Annotated in this window: 11 protein-coding genes; 7 read left to right on the plus strand and 4 right to left on the minus strand. The window is 53.3% G+C overall.

Features of this window, described 5'->3' with window-relative positions; translation table 11 throughout:
• Positions 1–152 precede the first annotated feature (152 nt).
• Both AC3RPL_RS25355 and iolB read left to right on the plus strand, forming a co-directional pair.
• Positions 153–1,658 carry a CoA-acylating methylmalonate-semialdehyde dehydrogenase gene (locus AC3RPL_RS25355; RefSeq protein ID WP_490741996.1) on the plus strand — a complete coding sequence of 502 codons (1,506 nt, stop codon included), beginning with the start codon at positions 153–155 and terminating at the stop codon, positions 1,656–1,658.
• Between the two features lie 17 nt (positions 1,659–1,675).
• Positions 1,676–2,485 (plus strand): 5-deoxy-glucuronate isomerase, encoded by an 810-nt coding sequence (gene iolB / locus AC3RPL_RS25360; protein ID WP_490741997.1) that lies wholly within the window; start codon positions 1,676–1,678, stop codon positions 2,483–2,485.
• A 126-nt stretch (positions 2,486–2,611) separates the two neighbouring features.
• Here the strand turns inward: iolB and AC3RPL_RS25365 are convergent, their stop codons facing one another.
• On the minus strand, positions 2,612–3,466 hold the full coding sequence (locus AC3RPL_RS25365) for a MurR/RpiR family transcriptional regulator (protein ID WP_490741998.1): 855 nt from the start codon (positions 3,464–3,466) through the stop codon (positions 2,612–2,614).
• Between the two features lie 152 nt (positions 3,467–3,618).
• Positions 3,619–5,532, minus strand: a complete 1,914-nt coding sequence (locus AC3RPL_RS25370) for a bifunctional 5-dehydro-2-deoxygluconokinase/5-dehydro-2-deoxyphosphogluconate aldolase (RefSeq protein WP_490741999.1) — start codon at positions 5,530–5,532, stop codon at positions 3,619–3,621.
• A gap of 513 nt (positions 5,533–6,045) precedes the next feature.
• On the opposite strand from AC3RPL_RS25370, the gene iolD reads away from it, so the two are divergent.
• The 5 genes from iolD to AC3RPL_RS25395 all read left to right on the plus strand — a co-directional run bounded on the left by iolD (position 6,046) and on the right by AC3RPL_RS25395 (position 12,808).
• Positions 6,046–7,986 (plus strand): 3D-(3,5/4)-trihydroxycyclohexane-1,2-dione acylhydrolase (decyclizing), encoded by a 1,941-nt coding sequence (iolD, locus tag AC3RPL_RS25375; RefSeq protein ID WP_490742000.1) that lies wholly within the window; start codon positions 6,046–6,048, stop codon positions 7,984–7,986.
• A gap of 44 nt (positions 7,987–8,030) precedes the next feature.
• Positions 8,031–9,044 carry a bifunctional inositol 2-dehydrogenase/D-chiro-inositol 1-dehydrogenase gene (iolG, locus tag AC3RPL_RS25380; RefSeq protein ID WP_261643379.1) on the plus strand — a complete coding sequence of 338 codons (1,014 nt, stop codon included), beginning with the start codon at positions 8,031–8,033 and terminating at the stop codon, positions 9,042–9,044.
• Positions 9,045–9,084: 40 nt separating this feature from the next.
• Positions 9,085–9,990, plus strand: a complete 906-nt coding sequence (locus tag AC3RPL_RS25385; protein ID WP_490742001.1) for a sugar phosphate isomerase/epimerase family protein — start codon at positions 9,085–9,087, stop codon at positions 9,988–9,990.
• A complete protein-coding gene (iolE, locus tag AC3RPL_RS25390) occupies positions 9,990–10,889 on the plus strand; it encodes a myo-inosose-2 dehydratase (protein ID WP_490742002.1) in 900 nt (299 codons plus the stop codon). Before AC3RPL_RS25385 ends, iolE begins: the two co-directional genes overlap by 1 nt.
• Before the next feature lie 416 nt (positions 10,890–11,305).
• Positions 11,306–12,808, plus strand: coding sequence for a sugar porter family MFS transporter (locus AC3RPL_RS25395; protein ID WP_490742004.1), 1,503 nt, complete (start codon positions 11,306–11,308; stop codon positions 12,806–12,808).
• 245 nt (positions 12,809–13,053) lie between these two features.
• On the opposite strand, the gene AC3RPL_RS25400 is transcribed toward AC3RPL_RS25395, so the two are convergent.
• On the minus strand, positions 13,054–13,593 hold the full coding sequence (locus AC3RPL_RS25400) for an ankyrin repeat domain-containing protein (RefSeq protein WP_490742005.1): 540 nt from the start codon (positions 13,591–13,593) through the stop codon (positions 13,054–13,056).
• Positions 13,594–13,654: 61 nt separating this feature from the next.
• Positions 13,655–15,142 carry a catalase KatB gene (gene katB, locus AC3RPL_RS25405; RefSeq protein WP_490742137.1) on the minus strand — a complete coding sequence of 496 codons (1,488 nt, stop codon included), beginning with the start codon at positions 15,140–15,142 and terminating at the stop codon, positions 13,655–13,657.
• Positions 15,143–16,107: the final 965 nt, after the last annotated feature.

The following is a 16,107-nucleotide window of genomic DNA, read 5'->3' on the forward strand; positions in this document are numbered from 1 at the left end:
GAATGGCATAAAAATGCGAGCCGCCTCACCAATTCAAATTTCCATTTTATTATTTATTGAAATAAATTTTTCATTTAACTACCGTTATGACATCTCGCAAACACAGATACAGCCGGGTGCTAATCCACCCTCTGCTTAAATGAGGCGCAAGTATGAATACCACGGGTAATTTTATTGGCGGAAAAAACCATATCAGTAGCAGTCAGGAAACGGTGCCGGTATACGATCCGGCCACTGGCAAAGCTATTCGTGAACTGACTCAGTCAACAGCGCAGGAAGTCTCGGACGCAATTGAGGTTGCTCATACGGCGTTTGATGCGTGGTCACGGACCACACCCTTACGCCGCGCGCGTATCCTGTTTAATTTTAAGATGTTACTGGAACAGCACATCGATGAACTGGCCGAGATTATTGTCACTGAACACGGCAAAGTCTGGACGGATGCGATTGGTGAACTGACGCGCGGAATGGAAGTGGTGGAGTTCGCCTGCGGCATTCCCCATCTGATTAAAGGTGAATACTCTTCAGACGTCGGCACCGACGTTGACAGCTATTCGCTGATGCAGCCACTGGGCGTGGTGGCAGGTATTACGCCATTTAACTTCCCGGCGATGGTGCCGATGTGGATGTTCCCGGTGGCGCTGGCCTGCGGGAACAGTTTTGTGCTGAAACCACCAGCGTTTGCTCCCACCGCATCTGTACGGCTGGCGGAACTGCTGAAAGAGGCAGGCTTACCTGATGGGGTGTTTAACGTGATTCATTGCAGTAACGAAGACGCTGAGCAACTTTATACCGATCCCCGCATTGCGGCGGTGAGTTTTGTCGGTTCTTCCGGCGTTGCGGAGCATATTTATAAAACCGCCAGCGCCCACGGCAAGCGGGTACAGGCGTTCGGTGCAGCAAAAAACCATGCGATTGTGATGCCTGATGCGGACCTCGACGCCACGGTCAACGCCATCATGGGCGGTGCCTTTGGCTCCGCCGGAGAGCGCTGCATGGCGCTGCCGGTGGTGGTGGCGGTCGGTGATGAGACAGCTGACAAGCTGATTGCCCGCCTCAAGCCGTTAGTTGAGGCGTTGAAAGTGGGACCGGGCTGTCTGCGTGGCAGTGAAGAGAATGAAATGGGTCCGGTGGTTTCCGGAACGCATCAGAAGAAGGTGATTGGCTACATCGATAAAGGTGTGGAGGAAGGCGCTAAGCTGGTGGTGGATGGCCGTCAGTTGCGCCTGCCTGGCTATGAAGCAGGCTACTACGTTGGTGGTACGCTGTTTGACCACGTCACTCCTGAGATGACCATCTGGCGTGAGGAGATTTTTGGCCCGGTGCTGGGCATTATGCGCACTGCGGATTATGCCAGCGCGCTGAAGCTGGTTAACAGCCACGAGTTTGGCAACGGGAGTGCGGTGTTTACCAGCAACGGCCATACCGCCCGCGAATTTGTTCATGATGTGCAGGCGGGGATGGTCGGCGTTAATGTCCCGGTTCCTGTGCCTATGGCATTCCACAGTTTTGGCGGCTGGAAACGCTCGGTGTTTGGCGCGCTGAACGTACATGGCCCGGATGGCGTCCGCTTTTATACCCGAATGAAGACCGCTACCGTCCGCTGGCCGCAGGGACAGCATACCGTTTCTGAATTCAGTATGCCGACGTTGGGCTAAGCATAAAGGAGGCTGCCGTGTCACTGCTGTCCAGAAGTAAGAAAGAAGGGCATATCCAGTCCATTACGCCGGAAAGTGCAGGCTGGCGCTATATCGGCTTTGATGTCTGGAAGCTGGCTAAAGGAGAGAAAATATCGCTGGCGTGCGGCGACAGGGAGCTGTGCCTGGTGCTGGTGGCTGGGCTGGCATCGGTTAAAACCGCCAAAGATGACTTCCCGGGGCTGGGACAGCGTATGTCACCGTTTGAGCGAACGCCGCCCTGGTCGGTCTATGTTCCTGCCCATGACCGCGTTGAAGTCACAGCGGATTCCTCTCTTGAACTGGCGGTCTGTAGCGCGCCGGGGCAGGGAACGCTGCCCGCCAGAGTGATTCGCCCACAGGATGTGGGTGTTGAAAACCGGGGGAAAGGACGCAATCAGCGTCTGGTGCATAATATTCTGCCAGACAGCGCGCAGGCAGACTGCCTGCTGGTGGTGGAAGTCTACACCGATGAAGGGGCGACCAGTTCATGGCCTTCTCATAAGCATGACACCCCCCAGCCCGGCAAAGAAACGCAGCTGGAGGAGACTTACTATCACCGTTTTGATCCGCCACAGGGCTTTGCTTTGCAAAGGGTGTATACGGATGACCGCAGCCTGGATGCCTCTATGGCACCTTCTGACCAGGATGTGGTGATGGTGCCGCGAGGCTATCATCCGGTAGCGACCCTGGCGGGTTATGACAGTTACTACCTGAATGTAATGGCCGGGCCGGAGCGGAAATGGCTGTTCAGCTGGGAAGATGACCATGCGTGGATAAACAGCGATGACTACCCACGGCGTGACTGACTGGCCGGAAGGCTGCAAAGTGCGGTGATGTACCCCAACTACCGCCGGTAAACTCAACGGAATCCCGAACGCTTTGCGAGTCGGGATTCTGCTTTATGTGGCAGATAAACTGCCGAAGTGAACCCTTCACGCCTGATGGCTTTGTGCTTCTTCCGAGCGGTTCAGCGCCAGAGAGACGGCCAGCGTCTGGGTCAGGCACAGGGACGCAACCTGAGAACGGAAGCCATCCACCTGGGCTTCACGCACCACGAAGCAGACATCGCTGAACGCCGCCAGCGGGCTGACCTGGCTGTCGCTGATGGCAATCAGCCGTGCTTTACGCTGGGCGCCCAGCTCGACTAACTCCACCACCTCGCGTGAGTAGGGAGAAAAACTGATCGCCACCACCACATCCTTTGGCCCAACCATGCTGAGCTGCTCGGTAAACATGCCGCCCAGACCGTCAATCAGAAATGCTTTCCTGTCGAGATGGCGCAGCGCGTAGGTCAGATAAGACGCCACGCTGAAGGAGCGTCGCAGACCAATAACGTAAATATTGTCCGCGCCCTTCAGCAGCGAAACGGCCTGTTCCAGATCGCCTGCGGCGGTCTGCACAGCCAGTTGCTGTAAGGCCTGGGTGTTCACCATCGTAAACATATTGAGGATTTCAGTGGGGGTTTCCGGCGCTGACGACTCTTCAGTGGACGTCTGGCGAAACAGGCGCGCCCGTTCGGTATAGTTAGCCGTCTCTTCCATCAGATGCTGTTTAAACATCTGTTTCATTTCGTTGAACCCGCCAAAGCCAAAGGCATTGGCAAAACGGATCAGTGTGGAGGGCGGAACATCTGCCTGCTGAGCAATGGAGGCAAGCGTGTCGAAGGCGACGCTGTTACTGTTATCGAGAATATAGCGCGCCACCTGCTTCAGTCGCTTGCTCAGGGTGTCATAGCGCTGTCTGATTTGGTCCTGAAGAATGGTCAGTTGGGTGGGATTATTAGCCATGTGTGCGCTCTGAAAATTAAAAGAGTGAAGTGCCCAGTGTACCAAATGAAGCGAATTTTTCATTTTTTGCTGCGAAATAAGCGGGTTATTTCAATAAAGATCACATAAACAGCCTGCATCCTCCCTGTGGAGAATAGCGGGCATCATCGGCATCACCCACGCGCTTCGCGCCAGTAGCTGATGAGATTCAGGTAGTTGTCTTTCACTTCTGCAATCAGCTGCTCATCACTCAGCTCGCTCTGCATCCAGCGGCGTGAAGGCTGACCAAATATCGTCCGGCCCACGGCGAACCCTTTGATTAACGGATGTCCGGCGGCAGCGGCAAAACCCGCCCGCAGTTCATCTGCCGGTGCATCCAGCCCGAGGATCAAAATGCCACGACAATCCGGGTCTTTACGTTCAATCAGCGTGCTCACCTGCTGCCAGCCTGCACTGGAAAGCGGCGGCAGTTTCCACCAGTCCGCTTTAATACCGAGATGATAAAAGTGCTCGATCATCTCGTAATAGTGTTGTTCTGCCTTAAGCGGACCGTCATCCGGCTGAATGATTTCCAGCAGCAGTTCATGGCCCGACTGGTTACAGGCTTTCCACACCTCCAGCAGCAGTTCATCCTGTTCAGCGCGCAGCGATGCCGGGTCCTGGGGGTGATAAAAAACCAGACATTTGACGACGTGATCAAGCGGCCAGCGAATGAGTTGGGAACCAATATTGCCATGCTCCAGCCTGAGCGGGCGTGAACCGGGTAGCTCAATGGGACGGCCAATCCACCAGCCCTGGCCGGTGATGGCATTGAGGGCGCGCTGACCAAAGGTATCATCGGCCAGAATACCGCTGCGCTTCTCCAGCCCGGCCTCCTGTGCTGCTGCCTGGGCAGCCTTCAGCAGCAACAGTTTAAGCTCAGGAATACGCGCTTCGTCGCAACCGGCTTCCCGCGCGATATCGGAGAGCTGTTTGCGATGGTCAAAAGCAAAGATGCACAGTTCAGGCCACTGCTGTGTGCGACTGGTGACGCGATGCAGGTGATTAAGCCGTTGATCCAAATCGGGGCGCGGCACGGAGTCCGCCCGCTCAAGATAGTCGTCGAGCTCTCTGCGCGTCGGCATGGCTGGCGCACAGCCGTGGCGAGAGACGACCAGTGCGCCACAGGCATTGGCATAGCGGCAAGCCTGCTCCCAGCCTTCATCATTCAGCCAGCCGCGCAGCAGTCCTGACATAAAGGCATCACCTGCCCCCAGTACGTTTAACACCTCTACCCGCACGCCCTGATGCAGCGGGATGTTGTCCCAGCTGGCGGGAATTTCCCCTTCCAGTACCACGCAACCTGTCGGACCACATTTACACACCAGCGTGGCGCGGGTGGCGCGGCGGACGTTTTTCAGTGCGGTCAGGGTATCGGTGCTGCCGCCGGCAATATGAAATTCCTCTTCGGTGCCGACCACCAGATCAAACAGGTGTAACACCTCCTGTAACTGGCGGGTCACCGCGTCGGATTCAACAAAACGGGTTTCACCGTCGCCCGGGGTGGTCAGGCCCCACAATACCGGACGGTAATCGATATCCAGTGCCGTACGTAAACCGTGGCGTCGTGCATACTCCAGCGCTTTCAACACCGCCGCCCGCGTACTGGCATGGGACAGATGGGTGCCGGTAATCGCCAGCGCACGTGAGGAGGCAATATAGTCTTCATTAATATCGTCGGGCGTCAGCGCCATATCGGCACAATTATCGCGGTAAAAAATCAGCGGAAAGGTTTCCTGGTCCTTAATACCCAGCATCACCAGTGCGGTCAGCCGCGTTTCATCCGTTAGCAAAAATTCCGTATCCACACCTGCCTGACTGAGCGTTTCACGCAAAAAACGGCCATTGTGCTCATCACCGACCCGCGCCAGCATGGCGGATTTCAGCCCCTGTTTCGCGGTGCCCCAGGCGACATTACCTGACGAGCCACCCAGATATTTTGAAAAACTGCTGACGTTCTCCAGTCTTGCGCCAATCTGTTGTGCATAGAGGTCGACGGCCACCCGGCCGATACAAATGACGTCAAGCCGCTTTACTTCTGCATTCATCGCTGGGGTTTCCTTTTGCATGGCTGCCTGCCGGAACGGATCGCCGCCGGAAACAGCCTGAGGGTAAACGAACTACTTTAGTTTGAGAAATAAATATTTCATTTGCAAATAAAGTTGAAATTAAACATTCAAAAATGTGAAGGCGTTATCACTCCTGACGCCGCAGGCCGGTGGGGGAGAAAATGAAGGTTACTGTCTGTACCTAGAGGGCGCTAAGCCATGACCTGAACTCTTTATACCTGAATTTTAATAGGTTATTTTTTTCTCTTCTTCTGCTTATCCGGCATTGCTCGCACAATCCGTGTCGTCCTGGACGGCAAAATGGCATCAGAGTTTGATCCTCCTCGCAAAATGAAATGTTTCTTCTGTATTTTTGTTTAATGAAAAAATTTTTTGCCTATAATCCAAAAACATTACAGGGGGCGTTAACCCTTCTCTGCGTCAAACAGAAGCGCAGCCCTCAATCAATCAGGCTAATTTGCAGCCGGTTACCGACCGTAAAAAGGGAAATCTATGAGCAAGCTGAGACTGACAATGGCGCAGGCGCTGATTAAATTTCTTGATAATCAGTATGTTAAGTCTGATGGTGAAGAGCTGAAGTTTGTAAAAGGCATTTTTGCCATTTTCGGGCATGGCAATGTGCTGGGGCTGGGGCAGGCGCTGGAACAGGACTGTGGCGAACTTCGGGTATTCCAGGGGCGTAACGAGCAGGGGATGGCACATGCTGCAACCGGCTTTGCCAGGCAGTCTCTGCGACGTCAGATTATCGCCTGCACCTCTTCGATTGGTCCCGGCGCTGCCAATATGATCACCGCTGCCGCCACCGCTACCGCCAATCGCATCCCGCTGCTGTTACTGCCGGGGGATGTCTTTGCCACTCGTCAGCCTGACCCGGTGCTGCAACAAATTGAGCAGAGTCAGGATCTCAGTATCAGTACCAATGACGCTTTCCGCCCGGTCAGTAAATACTGGGACCGTATCAGCCGCCCGGAACAGCTAATGAGCGCCTGCCTCAATGCCATGCGGGTGCTGACCGATCCGGCCGAAACCGGTGCGGTGACGCTCTGTCTGCCTCAGGACGTGCAGGGAGAAGCATGGGACTATCCGGAATCCTTTTTCGCCCGCCGTGTCCATCTGCTGGATCGTCGTCCTGCCAGTGCCGAGCAACTGGCCGGGGCGCTCGCCGCCATTAAATCCAGTCAAAGACCGCTTATCGTCTGTGGCGGCGGCGTGAAGTACTCCGGTGCCGGTGAAGCGCTGACGCATTTTGCCAGCCGTTACGGTATTCCCTTTGCGGAAACGCAGGCAGGAAAGGGGACGGTTATCTCCTCTCATCCGCTGAATGCAGGCGGCGTCGGTGAGACAGGGTGTCTGGCCGCCAATCTGTTGGCGAAAGAGGCGGATCTGGTGATTGGCATCGGTACCCGGTTCAGTGATTTCACCACCTCATCAAAATGGATCTTCCAGCATCCCTCGGTGCGCTTTCTGAATATCAACGTCAGTAACTTTGACGCCTGGAAGCTGGATGGTATTCCCCTGCTGGCCGATGCGCGTGAGGCGCTGAACGCGCTGGACAGCGCACTGGCGAAAGAGTCCTGGCATGCACAATGGGGCGACCGCGTTGATATTGCGCAAAGCAGTCAGTTAAAGGAGACGCAGCGGGTCTATCAGGCTGTCTGGCAGGAAACCAGTTTCGTGCCCGAAATTGACGATCATATCGATCGTGATGCTGTTTACCGAGAATTCCGTCAAATCACCGACTCGACGCTGACGCAGAGCAGCGTGCTGGGGGTGTTAAATGAACGTCTGCCAGAGGATGCGGTGATCGTCGCAGCGGCCGGAAGCCTGCCGGGCGATCTGCAACGCGTCTGGCGTAATCGCTCGGCCAACAGCTATCACGTCGAATACGGCTATTCCTGTATGGGGTATGAAGTCAGCGCCGCGCTGGGCGTGAAGCTGGCACAGCCGCAAAACGAAGTCTATGCGCTGGTGGGTGACGGCTCGTTCATGATGCTGCATTCCGAACTGGTCACCTCCCTTCAGGAAGGGGCAAAAATCAATATCGTGCTGTTCGACAACATGACCAATGGCTGTATTAACAATCTGCAAATGGAACACGGCATGAACAGCTTTGGCACTGAGTTTCGCTATCGCTCTCCCCAGAGCGGGCAGTTACAGGGCGGGCTGGTGCCGGTGGACTTTGCGGCCATCGCCGCCGGTTATGGCTGTAAAACCTGGCGGGTTACCAGTATGGAACAACTGCATCAGGCGCTGGAAGCCGCCCAAGGCGAAACAGGCAGTACGCTGATTGATATTAAGGTGTTGCCGAAGACGATGGTGCACAAATACGGCAGCTGGTGGAATGTTGGTGTCGCTCAAACGGCACTCTCGGAACGCATTCGTCACGTTGCTCAGCAGATCAATGAAAAACGCGCTCAGGCGCGAGATTACTAATCCAATAACTACCCTGAACCCTACAAAATCGCAGGAGAAAGAAAATGACCTTAAAACTTGGTGTCATTGGCGCTGGTGCTATCGGTAAAGAACATATTCGTCGCTGTACGCAGGTGTTGCAGGGGGCGAGGGTGGTGGCGGTGTCCGATATCAACGTTGACAGCGTCCGTGCGGCGATTGCCCTGGCCGGTATTAACGCAGAATCTTATTCTGACGCTTATGAGCTGATTCAGTCCGGTGATGTGGATGCGGTGCTGGTGACCTCCTGGGACCCGACGCATGAAGAGTACGTGCTGGCTGCTATTGCGGCAGGCAAACCGGTCTTTTGTGAGAAGCCGCTGGCAGTGACTGCGGAAGGGTGTCGGCGCATCGTGGATGCAGAAATGAAAGCGGGACGCCGCCTGGTACAGGTCGGGTTTATGCGCCCTTACGATGAAGGCTATCAGGCGTTGAAGAAAGTGATAGACAGCGGTGAAATCGGTGCGCCTCTGATGCTGCACTGCGCGCACCGTAATCCTGAAGTCGGCGAAAATTACACCACGGATATGGCCATCACCAATACGTTAATCCATGAACTGGACGTGCTGCGCTGGCTGCTCAATGACGATTACCGTTCGGTGCAGGTCCGTTTCCCGCGCTCGACTTCTGCCACCCATGCCCGACTGAAAGACCCGCAGATTGTGATGCTGGAAACGGAGAAAGGCACGCTTATCGATGTGGAGATCTTTGTTAACTGTCGTTACGGCTACGACATCCAGTGCCAGGTGGTGGGAGAAAGCGGTATTGCCAGCCTGCCTGAGCCGTCATCGGTCCAGCTGCGCTCTGCGGCAAAACTCTCCACCTCGATACTTACCGACTGGAAAGATCGCTTTATCAAAGCCTATGACACGGAGCTACAGCACTTTATTAATGATGTCAAAGCCGGTCAGCTGCATGGCCCTTCAGCCTGGGATGGCTTTGCTGCATCCGTTGCTGCCGATGCCTGCCTGAAAGCGCAGGAAACGGGCGAAACAGTCACTATCACCACGGCGGAACGCCCGACTTTCTATCAGCGCTGAGCCTGTTGAAAGCGGCCATTTTTACTGACAGGTACAGATGATGAAAATTGCATTCGATGTTGATGTGATCAAAGAGCTGGGTGTCACCCGCATGGTCCAGCAGGTTGCGGAGTGGGGTTACAAATATATTGAGCAGTCGCCACATCCGCAAATTAATCCCTTCTATAAGCATCCGCGCGCCAGCCGCGAGATAATGAAGGAATACAAGCAGGCCCTGCGGGAAACGGGGCTGGAGATCTCCTCATTTATCTGCGTCTATCGCTGGTCAGGACCGGACGAATTACGGCGTCAGGCGGCGGTCAAAAACTGGAAGCGGATGGTGGAAATCGCGGTAGAGATGGGCGTTCAGGTGATTAACACCGAATTCTCCGGCGATCCAAATCAGCCGGAAATCTGTGATGAGATGTTCTATCGCTCAATGGAAGAGCTGCTGCCAGTATTCGAGCGGGAAGGTATTCGCGTGGAAATTCAGGCGCATCCGTGGGATTTCTGTGAAGAGAGCGACGCCACTGTCGATGCGGTTAAGTCGTTTCGCAGCGACAACGTCAAGTACATCTACAGTGTGCCGCACACCTTTTTCTACGACAAAGGTGTTGGCGACGTGGCAAGAATGTTGCGCTATGCCGGTGACGATCTTTCCCACGTGCTGATTGCCGACACCATGAATCACACCCGACACTGTCGCTATATCGTCAATCCACCGGGGGTGGACGCCACCATCCATCAGCACGTTGCGCCGGGCGAAGGCGAAGTGGACTTCGACGCCCTGTTTCGCACGCTGCGTGAAATGAATTTCGCTGAAAAGAACTTCAGGGTTGGCGGTGAACCGATTGTGGCCGCTTCGCTGTTTGGCTATCCGGAAAAAATGGCGCATCAGGCAGTGGAAACCCGTGAGCTGATAGAATGGGAACTGCAACAACAGAATGCACAGACGGAGACACGATAATGAACCATCAACATGTCAAACTGGCTATCGCGCCCATCGGCTGGACGAATGATGATATGCCGGAGCTGGGCGGTGAAAATACCTTCCAACAAATTGTCAGTGAAATGGCTCTGGCAGGGTTCACCGGCAGCGAGGTCGGCAGCAAATATCCCCGCGATCCGCAGGTTCTCAAGCCGATGCTGGAGATACGCGGTATCCGCATCTGTAACGCCTGGTTCAGCACCTTTTTTGCTGACGGGCAGCGGGAAAAAACCATCGATGAATTCGTTAATCATATGAATTTCCTGCATGAGATGGGCGCGAAAGTGATTGGTTGCTCAGAGCAAAGCGGCAGCATCCAGGGCACCGGCCTGCCGGTGCTGGGCAGTGAGAAACCGTACTTTAGCGAAGATGAGTGGCAGAGAGTCGCGGAGGGCTACAACACGCTGGGACGTCTGGCTGCTGAAAAGGGGATGCAGGTTTGCCTGCACCACCATATGGGAACGGGGATCCAGACCAGCGCTGAAATCGACAAATTTCTCTCGCTGGTGGATGAAAATGTCTGGCTGCTCTATGACACCGGTCATGCCTGGTATTCGGAAGGTAACGAAAAAGCCATGCTGGATATCCTGAAAAAACATTTTTCCCGCATTAATCATGTTCATTTGAAAGATGTGCGTCCGGCGGTCATTGAGCAGGTACGCCGTGAAGGTCTTTCATTTCTGGATGGGGTAAGAAGAGGCACCTTCACCGTGCCAGGCGACGGCATTATTGATTTCAGACCGGTTTTCAGTCTGCTGGATGAGCAGGGCTATAAAGGCTGGATTGTGGTGGAGGCGGAGCAGGACCCGGCAATAGCCAACCCGTTTGAATATGCGGTCAAAGCACGGAAATATATTCGCGAAACTGCGGGTATCTGAAAGATGTTCAATACAGGGCCGCGCGTTGCGTGGCCTTTTTAAAATTATTTTTCATTTTTTATTTATATGGAAAAATAATTTTTAATTTTTGGTTAATTTGTTTATCCGTCCGGAACATGGATGTTCGTGTTAAATGCAGCTGATTTAAAATAAATTCATATTTATCATTTAATTATGTTTATTACCTTGTCTGTTTGATTCCCCATTCTGAAATCCAGCAATAGCGTCATATCGCTCTGTTAAACAAAATCACAACAAAACATGATCCATAACTCAAAACTAAAATTTCATAGTTAACAAATATGAAATATTTGGTTTAAATTAACTTTGTGAGTTTACAGGTAGTGAGGCAAATACCTTTGCACTCAGACAACATCTGAATTTATTCCTATTACAGCAGGTGACTGGAGTCTTGTATGACGAAAGAACAATATCTCACGCTTAACAGGGCATCGGGTCCTAACAGTAACGCCCCGACATCGCCCTACGTTAAGGTTGTTGCGCTGATCGCAACATTAGGCGGTTTGCTTTTTGGTTATGATACCGGGGTTATTTCTGGCGCATTGCTTTTTATGGGCAAGGAGCTTCATCTCACCCCTTTTACCACCGGGCTGATTACCAGTTCACTGCTGTTTGGCGCAGCAATGGGTGCGCTGTTGTCCGGTCATCTGGCTGCCGCGGCGGGCAGAAAGAAAATCATTCTCTGGCTGGCGGTGATCTTTGCTGTCGGGGCGGTTGGGACCTCACTGGCACCCGACGTACACTGGATGGTTTTCTTCCGCCTGGTTCTCGGTGTGGCAGTAGGGGGGGCAGCGGCGACCGTGCCTGTTTATATTGCTGAGCTGGCTCCCGCACACAAACGTGGTCAGCTGGTAACGCTACAGGAGCTGATGATCGTATCAGGCCAGTTGCTGGCTTATATTTCCAACGCAGCATTCCATGAAATCTGGGGAGGCGAAAGCACCTGGCGCTGGATGCTGGTGGTGGCAACCATACCGGCCGTGCTGCTGTGGGTGGGGATGATGTTTATGCCCGACACGCCGCGCTGGTACGCAATGAAAGGTCGCCTCGCTGAAGCCCGAAGCGTGCTCGAACGCACCCGCCGTAAAGAGGACGTTGAATGGGAACTGATGGAAATTACTGAAACGCTGGATGAACAAAGCGCGTTAGGCAAACCCCGGCTGCGTGAAGTCATGAAGCCCTGGCTGTTCAAACTTTTTCTGATTGGGATTGGGATAGCCGTTATTCAGCAGTTAACCGGCGTAAACACCATCATGTATTACGCACCGACGGTGCTGACATCGACAGGCATGTCTGATAACGCCGCGTTGTTCGCCACCATTGCCAATGGGGTGGTATCGGTACTGATGACCTTTGTCGGCATCTGGATGCTGGGTAAAATCGGCCGACGTACTATGGTGATGATTGGTCAGTTTGGCTGTACCGCCTGCCTGGTATTTATCGGTGCAGTCAGCTTTCTTCTTCCTGAAACGGTCAATGGTCAACCCGACCTGCTGCGGGCTTACATGGTGCTGGCGGGGATGTTAATGTTTCTCAGTTTTCAACAGGGAGCGTTATCGCCGGTCACCTGGTTACTGTTGTCAGAGATATTTCCAACGCGACTGCGCGGTATCTTTATGGGGGGAGCCGTGTTCGCCATGTGGATCGCTAATTTCCTGATTTCCCTCTTCTTCCCTGTGCTGCTTGCCTGGATTGGTCTTTCTGGCACCTTCTTTATTTTTGCCGCGGTCGGTATCCTGGGTGCAGTGTTTGTCATTAAGTGTGTGCCGGAGACGCGTAACCGCAGTCTGGAACAGATAGAACACTACCTCCGCGGCTGGCTCGACAATGAGCAGCCCGGCACTGGCAAAATCGGTGCCAAACGTAACAGCGCCGTTTTAGGTAAAGCGCGTTCTTAAGTGATAAAACGGAAGCCTGTTTCAGTACCAGGAAACAGGCTTTTGCCTGACCCGAAATATATCCGCAGTCGGCCCATGCGACAACAGCCTTTCTGCCCGTGTCCTGTGATGAAAAGAGCAGCCTGACGGCTGCAAATTCAGTGAGCTATCGATATAAAGCACGGTTAACCGGCTGTGGCGATACGTTCAGTCGGGCAAACTTACTGATATCACTGCCCGAAACGTTTCCGGTAATACCTGCCGGGTCACTTGCCGTTAATTTCCCCGCGCTCCAGCGCAGCGACGTTGTTGCCGTTAACGTCGGTGGCGTGCATATCGGCTCCTTTAGCCTTGAGTTGTTCTAACAGCGCATGTCGCTGGAACAACGCGGCATACATCGCGGCCGTTTGTCCGGCATTGTTGCGCATATCCGGACTGCATTTGGCGGTAATCAACCGACGGGCAATTTTAATCTCGCCTTTAAAAATTGCGCCCATCAGCGCGCTGTTACCGTGATTATCACGCAGGCAGGGATCGGCCCCGGCATTCAGCAGGGTTTCCACCGTCGTCAAATGGCCGTGGTAGGCGGCAAGGATCACTGCGGTATAGCCGTGTTCATCCTGCTCGTTAAGATTGTATTTTGCGGCGATAAAGTTTTTGATCACGCTGTTTTCGCCCGTTCGCGCCGCATCCCACAGGTAATTGTTCAGCTGTTGTTTGATCTGCTGCTCATTAGCATTATTTGGCGCCTGAGCGGCAAGTACCGGCGCGGCCAACAGGCAAAGCATCAGATAAAGTGCTTTCATCATGTTTTCCTCATCACTGTGCCAGGCAGCCCGCACCGAAGTGCGGGCGCGTACCCTCATATCAGTCGGAAAGCTTATCCGCCAGTTTTTGCACCGTGGCTAAATCTCCTTTTGCCACGCCGGTCAGGCGCGTACCGTAATCTTTATCCGCCTTGTAGAAGTAAGAGAGCATGATGTTCTTGCTTTCCGTATCGGTGTCGGCCAGCGATGTGCCCAGGCTGTTGATCAGATCGTCCTGCTCTTTCTTGCTGTAAGAGCGGTACAGCTCGCCGGTCTGCTTAAAGTTCTGTTCGCGCTGGATTTTGCTTTGCTGCGTGGTGCCTTCCAGCGGCGTATGGCTGTAGCGGGCCGACGCCAGCTCTTCACGCGGATACAGGCGGCTTGGCTGGTAATTCACGCCCTTGTCCTGGGTGTGGCCACTGTTAAGACTGCCGTCCTGATTGCCATTATTGACCTCGTTGCGCGGCCTGTTGATCGGCAGGCTCAGGCCGTTGGCCCCGATACGATAAAGCTGGGTGTCGGCATAGGCAAACAGACGTCCCTGAAGCAGTTTATCTTCGGAAGGTTCAATTCCCGGCACCAGATTGGAAGGTGCCATAGCCACCTGTTCGGTTTCCTGGAATACGTTATCCGGGTTTTTATTCAGCACCATCTGGCCGATTTTGCGCTCCGGCACGCCGGGCCAGATTTTGGTGGCATCCAGCGGATCAAAATCAAACTTCTTCAGATCTTCCGGTTTCAGCACCTGGATATAGAGATCCCATTTCGGGTAGTCGCCACGGTTGATCGCCGCCACCAGATCGTGCGTCATGTGGCTGTAGTCATTACCCTGCACCTGCTCAACCTGCTGCGGGTCGAGATTTTTTATTCCCTGTAGCGTCTTCCAGTGGAATTTGACGTAATGCACTTCGCCCTTGCTGTTCACCAGTTTGTAAGCATGAACGCCATTGCCGTCCATGTTGCGGTAGGAGGCGGGTGTCCCTTCGTTGGAGTAAAGCAAAGTCAGAGTACGCGTTGATTCTGGTACGTGAGAAAAGAAATCGAAGCGGCGTGAATCGTTATCGAGGTTGGTGCGGGGATCGGGCTTAAACGCGTGCACCATATCCGGGAACTTGATGGCATCGCGAATAAAGAAAGTAGGGAAGTTATTGCCGACCAGATCCCAGTTGCCGTCAGTGGTATAAAACTTGGTGGCGAACCCGCGTGGGTCACGCAATGTTTCCGGCGAGTGGTTACCGTGTACCACGCTGGAGAAACGGACAAACACCGGGGTTTTACTACCTGTAGTAAACACCTTCGCGATGGTCAGGTCGGAAATGTCTGCGGTCGCGGTGAACTCTCCATGCGCTCCGGTACCGCGAGCATGAACAACACGCTCCGGAATACGCTCGCGATCGAAACGTTGTAGCTTTTGCAGTAATTGCACATCCTGCAACAGCACCGGGCCGTTTGCACCGGCAGTTTGTGAATTCTGGTTATCGCCTACCGGTGCGCCATTATCACGGGTTAAGGTATCAGCCTGGGTAATCGGGCTGATGGCCAGCGACATTAAAACAATCAGAAGTTTTTTCCGGCTGACGCCGCTGCCGGTGATGTGATCATTGCTCATAATGCCTTCCTCATCGGTTATTGGGGTAAATCATTTCGCAGAGTCGCTTTTGTCAGCAGCCTGTTTTACGGCGCAAAGGCAGAAATCAAGAAAAGCCGCCTGTCAGCCGATCACTCCCCAACGACCGATGCCATTTGTAAAACATAAAAGGCATCGTTGCGTAGCGCACGAGGTGGAGTCACCGAACACTTTCAGGATACTTATTATTTTTGCTGTGAAGGGTCTTAACGACCGTCTGCTTATCGGGGCTTGTCGTTCCCCACCTTAATCTGCGAGTGGGCGCCGCTCTGGCTTTTTCTGCGTTGAATGACACAGGCTATCTGCCTGAAATCACGCACATCTTACATGGAATTGCGCTTATGGGTGAGTAACCACACCCTATCGAATTGATAGGCTAAACTTTACTTACCTGTGGAAATGATAAAGAAGGGAAACAGATAAAAATCACCTGGAATACATAAGAATTATCCTGGTTTTGCTGCGGGTTACTTAAGATTTTCCGAAACTATGACTTTTGACAGCCTTATGAAGCGTTCTGCACTTCCGTCATTCAGCTGCTGTCTGGCAGCGTTTCCGAAGTGACGTCGGTGAAAGCGAGCAAAGCTCAGATCGGTCTGTGACCTGTTTCTGGGGCTGGTAAACGTCAGGGAGGTCAGGTGTTACCTGGATCGCAGATGAAAAATTAATGACCCCTAAAAATTCATCAGCCGAATAATATGCTGGAGAATGTCTGACACGTACAACAGTCAGCTTTGCAGGGCAATTTTCTTTACATAAACCGGACTAATAATCCAGCCGGTTGTTTCCGCTGCTGAAACTATTAATGTAAAGATGTTTAAATATTTCACTATATTTCTGACATTAATTGATAAATAAGGTTATTAATAACCAACTTATTTGTGATG

Source organism: Erwinia papayae, from assembly GCF_058241465.1.

Bases quoted from the DNA above. Each gene is read 5' to 3' on its own strand.
- AC3RPL_RS25355 (WP_490741996.1), top strand. From the start codon at position 153: ATGAATACCACGGGTAATTTTATTGGCGGAAAAAACCATATCAGTAGC.
- AC3RPL_RS25365 (WP_490741998.1), bottom strand. From the start codon at position 3,466: ATGGCTAATAATCCCACCCAACTGACCATTCTTCAGGACCAAATCAGA.
- AC3RPL_RS25370 (WP_490741999.1), bottom strand. From the start codon at position 5,532: ATGAATGCAGAAGTAAAGCGGCTTGACGTCATTTGTATCGGCCGGGTG.
- iolD (WP_490742000.1), top strand. From the start codon at position 6,046: ATGAGCAAGCTGAGACTGACAATGGCGCAGGCGCTGATTAAATTTCTT.
- iolG (WP_261643379.1), top strand. From the start codon at position 8,031: ATGACCTTAAAACTTGGTGTCATTGGCGCTGGTGCTATCGGTAAAGAA.
- AC3RPL_RS25385 (WP_490742001.1), top strand. From the start codon at position 9,085: ATGAAAATTGCATTCGATGTTGATGTGATCAAAGAGCTGGGTGTCACC.
- iolE (WP_490742002.1), top strand. From the start codon at position 9,990: ATGAACCATCAACATGTCAAACTGGCTATCGCGCCCATCGGCTGGACG.
- AC3RPL_RS25395 (WP_490742004.1), top strand. From the start codon at position 11,306: ATGACGAAAGAACAATATCTCACGCTTAACAGGGCATCGGGTCCTAAC.
- AC3RPL_RS25400 (WP_490742005.1), bottom strand. From the start codon at position 13,593: ATGAAAGCACTTTATCTGATGCTTTGCCTGTTGGCCGCGCCGGTACTT.
- katB (WP_490742137.1), bottom strand. From the start codon at position 15,142: ATGTCGCTGGCCATCAGCCCGATTACCCAGGCTGATACCTTAACCCGT.